12 protein-coding genes are annotated in these 10,761 nt (G+C 62.7%); 6 read left to right on the top strand and 6 right to left on the bottom strand.

All coding sequences use genetic code 11. The annotated features are described in order from the left end of the window. From QM609_RS04690 to QM609_RS04670, 5 genes are all read left to right on the top strand, one after another. Positions 1–299, top strand: a 299-nt coding sequence (locus tag QM609_RS04690) for an AMP-binding enzyme (RefSeq protein WP_502942710.1), incomplete at its 5' end; no start/stop codon positions are given. Further along, positions 296–766 carry a nuclear transport factor 2 family protein gene (locus tag QM609_RS04685; RefSeq protein WP_042448401.1) on the top strand — a complete coding sequence of 157 codons (471 nt, stop codon included), beginning with the start codon at positions 296–298 and terminating at the stop codon, positions 764–766. The genes QM609_RS04690 and QM609_RS04685, both read left to right, overlap by 4 nt. A 13-nt stretch (positions 767–779) precedes the next feature. Further along, positions 780–1,676 (top strand): TIGR03619 family F420-dependent LLM class oxidoreductase, encoded by an 897-nt coding sequence (locus QM609_RS04680; RefSeq protein ID WP_050656594.1) that lies wholly within the window; start codon positions 780–782, stop codon positions 1,674–1,676. 1 nt (position 1,677) lies between these two features. Further along, the gene (locus QM609_RS04675) at positions 1,678–2,193 is read left to right on the top strand and encodes a nuclear transport factor 2 family protein (protein WP_050656595.1); all 516 of its coding nucleotides are present in this window, start codon (positions 1,678–1,680) and stop codon (positions 2,191–2,193) included. Between the two features lie 157 nt (positions 2,194–2,350). Beyond that, positions 2,351–3,370, top strand: a complete 1,020-nt coding sequence (locus tag QM609_RS04670) for a DUF222 domain-containing protein (RefSeq protein ID WP_371683553.1) — start codon at positions 2,351–2,353, stop codon at positions 3,368–3,370. A 437-nt stretch (positions 3,371–3,807) separates the two neighbouring features. Here QM609_RS04670 and QM609_RS04665 read toward each other — a convergent pair whose 3' ends face one another. Continuing rightward, positions 3,808–3,963, bottom strand: a complete 156-nt coding sequence (locus QM609_RS04665) for a hypothetical protein (RefSeq protein WP_003940615.1) — start codon at positions 3,961–3,963, stop codon at positions 3,808–3,810. 135 nt (positions 3,964–4,098) lie between these two features. Between QM609_RS04665 and QM609_RS04660 the strand changes: the two genes are divergently transcribed. Next, positions 4,099–4,923, top strand: a complete 825-nt coding sequence (locus QM609_RS04660) for a mycofactocin-coupled SDR family oxidoreductase (RefSeq protein ID WP_003940537.1) — start codon at positions 4,099–4,101, stop codon at positions 4,921–4,923. 31 nt (positions 4,924–4,954) lie between these two features. Here the strand turns inward: QM609_RS04660 and QM609_RS04655 are convergent, their stop codons facing one another. The 5 genes from QM609_RS04655 to QM609_RS04635 form a co-directional block, all read right to left on the bottom strand. Next, the gene (locus QM609_RS04655) at positions 4,955–5,743 is read right to left on the bottom strand and encodes an SDR family NAD(P)-dependent oxidoreductase (RefSeq protein WP_003940182.1); all 789 of its coding nucleotides are present in this window, start codon (positions 5,741–5,743) and stop codon (positions 4,955–4,957) included. Positions 5,744–5,821: 78 nt separating this feature from the next. Further along, a complete protein-coding gene (locus QM609_RS04650; protein ID WP_003940283.1) occupies positions 5,822–6,472 on the bottom strand; it encodes a PaaI family thioesterase in 651 nt (216 codons plus the stop codon). Then, positions 6,472–7,341 (bottom strand): MaoC/PaaZ C-terminal domain-containing protein, encoded by an 870-nt coding sequence (locus QM609_RS04645; protein ID WP_283337061.1) that lies wholly within the window; start codon positions 7,339–7,341, stop codon positions 6,472–6,474. Before QM609_RS04645 ends, QM609_RS04650 begins: the two co-directional genes overlap by 1 nt. Continuing rightward, on the bottom strand, positions 7,341–8,543 hold the full coding sequence (locus tag QM609_RS04640; RefSeq protein WP_003940027.1) for a lipid-transfer protein: 1,203 nt from the start codon (positions 8,541–8,543) through the stop codon (positions 7,341–7,343). Before QM609_RS04640 ends, QM609_RS04645 begins: the two co-directional genes overlap by 1 nt. A gap of 7 nt (positions 8,544–8,550) precedes the next feature. Next, positions 8,551–10,731: an acyl-CoA dehydrogenase family protein gene (locus tag QM609_RS04635; protein ID WP_050656596.1), complete on the bottom strand. Its 2,181-nt coding sequence runs from the start codon at positions 10,729–10,731 to the stop codon at positions 8,551–8,553. Between the last annotated feature and the right edge of the window lie 30 nt (positions 10,732–10,761).

Genomic DNA, 10,761 nt, shown 5'->3' with positions numbered 1-10,761 from the left:
CCGACCTGATCCTGCGCGGCGGCGAGAACGTCTACCCCACCGAGATCGAGCAGACGCTCGACGAACACCCCGACGTGATCGAGTGCGCTGTCATCGGCATGCCGCACCCCGACCTCGGCCAGGAAGTGTCCGCCGTGGTTGTCCTGCGTCCCGGAGCCGCCACAACGGAGGCGGAGCTGCGTGATTACGCCGCCGAGCGACTGTCCTATTTCAAGGTGCCGTCGAAGTGGCGCATCACCAGCGATCTGCTGCCTCGCAATGCAACCGGCAAGATGGTTCGGCGCGAGATCACCGTATGACCACGGAGCTGTCACGGATCGTCGCCGAGTCGGCGATCCGTGACCTGCTCTGCGAGTACACGCATCTGATCGATCAGGGCCGATTGCGTGAAGTCGCTGCATTGTTCGCATCGTCCGACTACGGGCAGTGCGGGCCGGACGGGGTTGCCATCACGCTCATTTCGTCCGACGCCGACGCAGTGTTCGCAGCCTGCAGCGGCTTCATTCGAATGTACGGTGATCCGCCGGTTCCACGAACCAAACATCTGCTGACCAACACGCGAATCGCGGTCGACGGTGAATCAGCGACGGCACTCTCGTACGTCACGGTCATCCAAGGTACCGAAAATCTTGCCCTGCAACCTATTCTGGCGGGGCGCTACTTCGATCGCTTCACCTGCGTCGACGGGTCGTGGCAGTTCAGCTCGAGACTCTTCTGTCTGGACAACATGGGCGAGATGTCCGCGCATGCCAAGCGGGCACTGTAGAGGAACGACGACTGTGGAAATCGGCGTCAACATCTTGGGCCTCGAGGCCCTGTTCGACGGCAAGATTCGCCCGGTTCTGGACTTCGCCGCGCGTGCTGACCGTGCCGGGATCGATCTGATCTGCACCGGCGATCATCTCGGGTTCAATGCCGAAGCACACGCTCAGCGGGTAGCCGAACACAACTTCTTGTTCCCGTTGGATCACCCTTGGTACGAACCGATTTCACCTCTTTCCTCGATCGCCGCAGTGACCGAACGCGCTCGCCTCGGAGTATCGGTTCTGATCGCCACTGTTCGCCCAGCCGCCCTGCTTGCCAAACAGGTTGCAACTCTCGACTCATTGTCCGAAGGTCGAGCCGTCATGGGTTTCGGCGTCGGTTGGCAAGAAGCCGAATACACCGCTACCAACATGCCTTTCGACGCGCGATTCGGGCGCATGGAGGAGGCTGTCGCAGCGTGTCGCGAACTGTGGACCAATGCTCCGGCCACCTTCAAGGGACGCGACTTCGCCTTCGAGAACTACCACAGCCTCCCGCTGCCGATCCAAAATCGCGTACCGGTGCTCTTCGGTTTCGGACCAAGCCGGCGGAACTTCGACCGCATCGCACGCGTCGCCGACGGCTGGACCGTGAACCCGACCGATCTGGGAACGTTCACCGACAGTGTTGCACTGTTGCGCAACACGTTCGAAGCCCACCAACGTGACCCGGAGTCGGCGCGCGTGCAAGTGTCTGCGGCGCCGGTTCGACGCGACAACGGGTCCGTCGACCTCTCGGCAACCGCAGACAAGACCCGGGACTGGTTCGCCCGCGGCGCGCCCGTCGTCGTTTTTCGACCTGCCGTATTCGATTGCGCTGCCGAAGAACTACCAGAACTACTCGACTGGATAACCAGCATCAAGGAGGCATGACATGGACCGGGCACTGCAGGATCTCATCGACAAGCAGGCAATTCGTGAGGTGGTTCTGACGTACTGCCGCGGCATCGATCGCCTCGACTTCGATCTCGTCCGCAGCGCCTACCACCCGGACGCGATCGACCATCACACCGGATTCGACGGCACCATCGACGAGTACATCGCCTGGGCCACAACAAAACTCTCCGCGATCGGCGGCACGATGCACCACATCGGCAACCACCTGGTCGAACTGCACGGCGACCACGCGATCAGCGAGGCGTATTCGATGTCCACACACTGGGGCGGGCCCGAAGACATCGGAATGATCAACTTCACCAGTGGTGCGCGGTTCATCGACCACATGGAGCGACGCGACGGCCGTTGGGCGATCAAGGAGAGATGGGCCGTACGCGAGTGGACTCGCTCGGACGAGGGCCGCTTCGTCAACCCCGAAGGGCCTGGTCCGCGTGGGCGTCGAGATGCCTCGGATCCGCTGACAGCATTACGACTAACCCTTGAGATGCACTGAAATTCAGGAAACCGACTATTCCGACTGATTCAAGAATTCGACGCCATTCGAACGCATATTCGAATAAGATCGATGCATGGTCAACCCCACGACAGAGCTCTTCGGTATCTCAGCACAGCTGATTGGTACCGAAACTGATTGTGCGCTGGTTGATCTCATGACCGATCTGCATGCATGCGAGGCGATGCTGGTCGAACGCAAGCTCGCTGTGATTGCCGAGTTCTTTTCGCGGCGAAGCTCGGAGCATGTCGCCAGTGGTGCGTGGTCGTCGACCGCACACGAGTTGGCTGAATCGGAAGTCGGTGCGTCACTGACGATGGGTCGCGCGGCTGCCGGCAAGCTGATCGGGTTGGGGTTCTCGTTAAAGACTCGTCTGCATCGCACTCGAGCGGCGATGGCCCGTGGCGAGTTGGATCTGTACCGAGTTGGTTTGATCGATTCCGCGACCGCGAACGTGAAAGACGAATTGATCGACGAGGTGGAACGACTACTGCTCGAGCAGGTTCTCGCCCCACCAGTAGCAGGCGGAACGGGCTTGACGGGAAGGCGACTGACAGCGGCGATCGATCGGATCGTGGCGATGGTGGACCCGGAAGGTATGCGAGAACGCCGACGCCGTGCTCTCACCGATCGGTTCGTCGGAGTCAACGCTGCCGAGGACGGGATGGCAAAGATCTTGGGAAGCGTTCCGGCAGAACAGGCTCGGGCATTCGACGGCCGACTACGCGAGTTGGCAATGTCGGTATGCCGAAACGACTCTCGAACGTACGAGCAGCGACGAGCCGACGCGCTCTTCGAGTTGACCAACGGATCACAATTCTTGCCGTGCAACTGTGGCCGAGCTGATTGCCCGCAGGATCGTAGCGGTGGTGTTGTCGTTCGTCGGCCCGTGGTTCACGTCGTGATGACTGATTCCACTCTGCACGGTGGCGGCGAGCCCGCCCACCTCGACGGGTACGGGGTGATCAGCGCTGAGCATGCTCGCGATATCGCCCGTGACGCCGTAATTCGAAACGTCCGAGCACCTGCTGATGACGTCGCAGAGCCGGTGCCTGCTTCGGCGCGCGTCTACCGACCGGGCGCCGTTCTCGATACCTGGTTACGGATCATCGCGGGCAGCTGCCAATGGCTGCATTGTGATGTCCCGGCCTGGAATTCCGATCTGGACCACAAATGAACCGTTCCATCACGGCGACCCCGAATGCGGCGGTAAAACGGTCGCGTCGAATATGAGTGCGTTCTGCCGCAACCATCATCGCCTCAAGCATTCCGACCGGTGGCGGTTCACGTCGAACGAGGATCGGACCATGTCGCTGACGTCGCCGACCGGGCATTGTTACCGAACGCGACCCGCAGGATTGATGGCTGGATCGCACGAACCGACACCGCCCCAGGGCGGTCGAAATCGGCGGACCCAGGCGGAGAACAAAGCTGCCCGTATCCAGAGTGAACGCAATCGCCAGCGCCGACGGATACAGAAACGAGCAGAGGAGCACGTTCAATACAAGCGGCGGAAATCACCGCGAGCCCGCCGAGAACCCATCGACTACGGGGACGACCCGCCACCGTACTGAGATACCGAGCGGTGTCGAGGCGCGCCGACGGGTCGCAGGGTCAGTCTGACGTCGGCTTGGTGCCGTCTTCTGGTGCCGGATCGTCGTCGGCAAGCGGATCTATGGTGTCGACACCTTCGAGGACGGTCAGCTCTTCTTCCGCCTCGGCGAGGAGCCCTTTGGCTTCAGCTTCGACCTTCTTCACCCAATCGGACATCCCGAGCCTCTTCTCTTCCGAAGCGAGTTCCCGCTGTAACTGAACTCAGACTACGTCGCCGGCGACGAATTTCGCCGTCCCCTCGGGTCAGTACTCATGACCGAGTAATCATGATTCACGACGGACGGAGCACGCATGCCCGGACAGTTGGAAGGCAAAACCGCACTGATCACCGGGGCCGCCCGAGGTCAGGGCAGGAGCCACGCCGTGCGATTGGCGCAGGAGGGCGCGAACATCATTGCGCTCGACATCTGCCGTCAGATCGAATCGGTGGCCTACCCGATGGGAACCGCCGACGATTTGCGGCAGACAACAGCAGCGGTCGAGAACCTGGGACGAAGTATCGTCGCGCGAGAAGTGGATGTTCGCGATCTGTCCGCACTGCGAACTGCGGTATCCGAAGGAATTGCGGAGCTGGGCAGCGTCGACATCGTCCTGGCCAACGCCGGTATCGGCATGATGTCCCCGGATATCGACGATGCTCGCGCCTTCCGCGACCAGATGGAGGTCAACCTATTCGGCGTCTGGAATACCGTCCAGGCCGCAGCGCCCGCGATGATCGAACAAGGTACAGGTGGCGCAATAGTCCTTACCGGATCAACTCTGGGACTTGTCGGTCGTGGAGGTGACGGCACCGGCGGATCCGACGGCTACTGCGCGAGTAAACACGCCATCGTGGGGCTTGGGCGCACGTGGTCGCACTGGCTTGCTCCCCACAATATTCGTGTCAACTCCGTGCACCCGACTGGCGCGAATACACCGATGGTCGTCAACGACGCGGTCGCGAAGCTGTTTGCGGACTCCCCGACATCGAGCGGAGCCGACGTGGGCAACCTCTTGAACGTCGAGTTGATCGAAGCTGCCGACGTCAGCAACGCGATAGCCTGGCTGGTTTCGGATCAGGCTCGATACGTCACAGGTATCGCGTTGCCGGTCGACGCCGGGTTCACGGCCAAATAGACGCCGGATACACCGGCTGCGTCGCCGTCGATCAGTCGACGGTCGGCGCCCACTGCACGCCGTTGATGTGCCCACCACCGTCGACGAAGAGGGTGTTGCCGGTGACGTAACGGCTGTCGTCACTTGCCAGGAAGGCCGCAACGGGGCCGATGTCGTCGAGGGGATCGCCGATCCGCCCCATCGGGTTCTGTGCGGCCATCACTGCCACGTTCTCCGGATTGGCTTCGGCGACACGCTTGTACGCCGCACTCTGCGCACCGGGACAGATGACGTTGCAGTTCACCTGCTTGGGAGCCCACTCGCGGGCAGCAGTGCGAGTCAGGGTTCGCAATGCTTCCTTCGCCGCGTTGTACTGCACCGAGTACATGTGAGCATTCACGCCGTTGAGGCTGCACATGTTGATCACGCGGCCCGTGCCGTGACGCTCCAGTTCCGGCAGGGCAGCCTGCATCGCCCAGAATGCCGCCATCACTGCCATGTCGAAACCGCCGCGCAATTGCTCGTCGGACATCTTCTCGAGCCGAGCGAAACCGAAAGTCCGCCAAGCATTGTTGACCAGGATGTCGAGGCGTCCGAACCGCTCGACGGACTTGTCGACCATGGCAACAACCTGAGCTTTGTCAGTGACGTCGGTCCGGACGAATTCCGCCTCCGCGCCCCATTCGTCCCGCAACCACTGGGTGGTTTCGAGGCCCGCTGCCTCGTCGATCTCGGCAACCAACACCGACGCGCCTTCACGCGCGAACGCGCCCGCCACTCCGCGCCCGATGCCCATACCGGCACCGGTGACCACTGCTACACGTCCGTCGAGCTTGCCCACTGGGCCCTCCTTCGTCAGAACCCCTGTGCGCCTTTTTGGTAGTTCCCACTACCAAAAAGGCGCACGGGGGCGAAGCCCCTACCTGGGGCGCGGCACGGTCTTGTCGATGAACAGTCCCTCTACCGACACACACAATTCGCCGTCCGCAGTTTTGATCTCACCGACGGTGTGAATCTTGCGGCCGTCCTTGGACAGGAATTTGCCGCTGATCGTGAGTGGCTCGAACAGCGGAGTCGGGCGATGGTACCGAGTGCTCAATTGTGCTGTCATGCCGGAAGTTCCACCCCAGGCGTTCGCGACGCCGAGAACGTGATCGAGCAGCAGCGCCGAAACACCGCCGTGCACATGGCCGGGAGGGCCCTGGTACGGCAGCGTCAACGTGACCACTCCCTGCACCGACCCGTCAGCGAGCCCTTCCAGAACGAGCGGCGGCGCAATGGCGTTCTCGGGGCCGGTCACGGGGTCGTGACGAGTCACGCCCTCACCGTTCCACATGTCGATCAAGCGCTCGGCCACCTCGGGTGAGTGCTGTTCGAGATGCTCGGCAATGCTGTTGAGCTCCTCCGCAACCCGGTCCAGATTGGCGTTTCCGCGGTCGGTGCGCAGCATCGCGTCGACAACGCGACGCGCTGCTGCCGTGGCCCGGTCGACCGGGGCGTCCTGCGGCGGCGACGTCAGAATCGTGCCGCCCGGATGTGTCGCTGCTGTGGGGTGCGAACCGAGGTCCATCAGTTGATCTCCATTGTTGCGTGCGTGAGAACCGGGGAGTTCTCGCGTTCGGGGCACGTCGCCGCCAACGTCAGTGTGTTGCCGTCCTGCCATACCGAGGTGGTGATGGATTCGCCGGGGAAGAGCGAACCTGCAAACCGCACCGAGTAGTTCTTCACCCGCGTCGGATCTCCGTCGAGAATCCCGTCTACCACGGCCTTGCAGACGATGCCGTACGACGCGAGGCCGTGCAGAATCGGTGCATCGAAGCCCGCCATCTTCGCGAAGGAGGGATCAGCGTGCAGCGGGTTCATGTCTCCACTGAGTCGGTACACCAGCGCCTGTGAGGGACTCGTGCTCGACGTCAGTACCTTGTCGGGCGCTCGATCAGGCACCCCGGCAACAACTTCGGGCCCGGTGTTGCCGCCGAATCCACCTTCGCCGCGCGCCCAGATCTGCATTCCGGTGGTCCATAACGGATTCCCGTCCAGGTCCTCGGCCGCCGTATCGAGAACGATCACAGCTGCCTTTCCCTTGTCCCAGACATCGGCGACCCGAGAAGAAATACGGGCAGCACCCGTCGACGGGATGGGCGCGTGAAGTGCCAGCGACTGCCCACCGTGCAGGATCTTTCGCAGATCGATGTCGATTCCCGGCATACTCATCGACGGTGCGGGCAGTACACCCGCCGAAACTCCCTGGCCTGCAACCATTGCAAACGTCGGGAGTACCTTCAGCCCCTTTTCGTACACCCAGGTCAGTTCAGCGGGATCGAGAGCATTCACCCCTGCCCCGAGTCCCAATTGGTAGAGCATGACGTCGCGATCGGTCCACGACGCCTCGCGCACAGTCGGTTCGGCGGCCAACGCCACCTCGAGATCGATAGCCATCAGTTCTCCAAAGTTCCGGCTCGGTAGACCGTCACGACGCACGCGCCGCCCAGTCCGAGGTTGTGTTGCAAGCCAATACGAGCGCCTTCGACCTGCCGCGCATCCGCGGTCCCGCGGAGCTGCCACGTGAGTTCGGCGCACTGCGCCAAGCCCGTCGCGCCCAGCGGGTGTCCCTTCGAGATCAAACCACCCGACGGGTTGACGACCCACTGGCCGCCGTACGTGGTCGCGCCGGATTCGACGAGCTTTCCGCCTTCTCCGACCGCGCACATCCCCAGGCCCTCGTAGGTGATGATCTCGTTGATCGCGAAGCAGTCGTGCAGTTCGATGACGTCGACGTCATCGATGGTGATCCCGGCCTGCGCAAAGACCTGCTCTGCCGCAGCTGCCGTCATCGGCGCGCCGACCACGTCGATCATCGACTTCTCGGCGAACGCTGCCTCGGTGTCAGTGGTCAACGCCTGTGCGACGATTTCGATCGCCCGGTCTTCGAGGCCGTGCTCACGCACGAACTTCTCGCTCACGACGATCGCGGCTCCGGCGCCGTCCGAGGTCGGCGAGCACTGCGAACGTGTCAGCGGCTCGTGAATCATCTTGTCGCCGAGTACCTGTTCGAGGGTGTACTCGTCACGGAACTGTGCGTACGGATTGTTCACCGAATGCTTGTGATTCTTGACCGCCACCGCTGCGATCTGCTCGACCGTGGTGCCGTACTTCTTCATGTGCTCGACGGCAGCGTTACCGAACAGCTGAGCTGTCATCGGCGATCGGGCGAACCCGTAATCCTCGACCATGATCTTCAGCTGAGAGTCCAAGGTCGTGACCTTGGGCATCTCACCGTTACCGGTCAACGCCGTTTTGGTCATCTTCTCGAAGCCGACGGCCAAGGCGCACTCGGCTTGTCCGGCCTGGACCCACTCGCGCGCCATCATCAGCGCCGTCGAGCCGGTCGCGCAGTTGTTGTTGACGTTGAAGATCGGAATGCCGGTCAGACCGGTCTCGTAGAGAGCTCGCTGTCCTGCTGTCGACGCGTTGAACACGTAACCGACCGCAGCACGCTGAATCTGGCCGTAGCCGATCCCGGCATCGGTCAGGGCATTCGAGACGGCTTCGGTCACCATGTCCGGGTATTCCCAGTCGCGGGTCTCGATCTTCTCGAACTTGGTCATGCCGACGCCGATGACGAAGGTGCGATTGCTCATGTGCAGGTCACTTTCCCGGTTCAGGGTCGCGAGGCAGACCCAGGATTCGCTCACCGATGATGTTGAGCTGAACATTGGTTGTACCACCCGCGATGGACATGCACTGCGAGTTCAAGAACATCTGGGTTGCAGACATCCGATGCTGTTCGCCCAGAAGTGAACTCGGTCCGGCCCACTCCATTGCCACGTCCCAGACCTGCTGGATGTGCTCGACACCGATCAGCTTCGCCACCGAGGATTCGGCACCCGGCTGCGCGCCGGTGAGCGAGCGCAGCGTGGTGCGCAGACCGAGCAGACCACCGGATTGCGCGTCGCACAGCACCTTTCCGAGCACGGTCAGCTGCTCGTCGTCGATGCCACCGGGCAGTCCGTCGACCAGGCTCAGAAGAGCCTCGCCACCCGATCCGAGCGACGAGTCGTTGGACAGCGAGACACGCTCGTTGGCCAGCGTGGTGCGAGCGAGCTTCCAGCCGTCGCCTGGCGCGCCGACCAGGCACTCGTCGGGAACGAAGACGTCGTCGAAGAAGACTTCGTTGAACAGTGCTTCACCGGTGATCTCGCGCAGCGGACGAATGTCGAGGCCACTGTTCTTGATGTCGATGAGGAAGTAGGACAGGCCCTTGTGCTTGGGTGCGTCGGCGTCGGTGCGCGCGAGGCAGATTCCCCAGTGCGCGTCGCGTGCCATCGACGTCCACACCTTCTGGCCCTGCAACTTCCAGCCACCGTCGACCTTGGTGGCCTTTGTACTCAGTGCGGCGAGGTCGGAACCTGCGCCGGGCTCGGAGAAGAGCTGACACCAGACGATGTCGCCGCGCAGTGACGGCGGGACGAACTTGGCGAGCTGCTCTTCGTTGCCGTGCGCGATGAGCGTCGGGATGACCCAGTTGCCGATGATCATGTCGTGCGGCTTGATCTTCGCAGCGCGCAGTTCTTCGGCGATGACCAGCTGGCTGACGGCGTCGGCGGACTTGCCCCACGGAGCCGTGAAGTGCGGTGCGGTGTAGCCCTTTTCCGCGAGGTACGTCTTCTGCGCGGCACCTTCGAGTTCGAGCGCAGGACCGAGCTCGGCGCGAACGTCGGCGCGGACCGCCTCGGCCTCGGGCGGCAACTCGATGCTGAGCACGCGACGGGTGCCGGCAATGGTCAGCTCGGCAACGCGACGACGCCAGGATGCCGTGGAACCCAGCAGAATTCGCAGGGACTGCGCGCGGCGCAGGTACAGGTGCGCGTCGTGCTCCCACGTGTAGCCGATTCCGCCGAGCACCTGGATGCAGTCACGCGTGACGGAGAAGCCAGCCTCGAGGGCCGTGGCTCCGGCGACGGCTGCTGCGAGAGAAGCCTCCTCGGCACCGACGCCGTTGGCGGGAGTCAGCGCACGCGCAGCGTCCCAAGCGCAGACGCGTGCCTGTTCGGCAAGCGCGAGCATACGTGCAGCCTTGTGCTTGACACCCTGGAACTGGCCGATCGGGCGACCGAACTGCTGACGCACCTTCGCGTAGTCGGCCGACGTCGTGACTGCCCAGTCGGCCAAGCCTGATGCCTCGGCCGCGAACAGTGTTGCGGCAATGTCGAGTACACGCTGGGTATCGATGGTGAGGATCTCGGAATCGGTGAGCACCAAACCGTCGACGGTGACCTCGGAGTTACGACGCACGACGTCGTAGCTGGCCAAGTCCGTGACCTCGAGGCGGTCACGTCCGAGCAGAACGAATCCGCTGTCCGTCGCGAGGAGGAACAGGTCAGCGACATGGCCGCCGAGAATCTGGCTGGACGTTCCGCTGAGGGTGGTGTTGTCGCCGTCGCGGGTGATCTTCAGCGAACCCGGCTGCAGTGCAACAGCTCCGAGCGTGCTGCCATCCACGAGCGTCGGCAGTCTGTCCGTTTCTCCGGCATCGCTGAGAACAGCGCTGACCACTACCGTCGGCAGGAATGGTCCGGGAACCATCGAGCGTCCAAGTTCCTCGACGACGATGGCGAGTTCGACCAATCCGTATCCTGCGCCGCCGAATTCCTCGGCTACGTGTAGTCCGAGAAGCCCCTGCTCGGCAAGCCCGTTCCAGAGTTGGGGGCGAGTTTCGACCTTCGCCTCGACGGCTTCACGGACGACGGTGGGTGTTGCGTGACGCGCCGCCCAGCCCCGTACGGAGTCGCGGAGGTCACGATCTTCTTCACTCAATCCAATAGTCATGTCTACCTCGTCAATTCGACAGTGTCAGTA

This window comes from Rhodococcus sp. IEGM 1302 (genome assembly GCF_030056935.1).
GTDB lineage: Bacteria > Actinomycetota > Actinomycetes > Mycobacteriales > Mycobacteriaceae > Rhodococcus_F > Rhodococcus_F qingshengii.
This window is presented reverse-complemented; position numbering and strand designations above follow the sequence as displayed.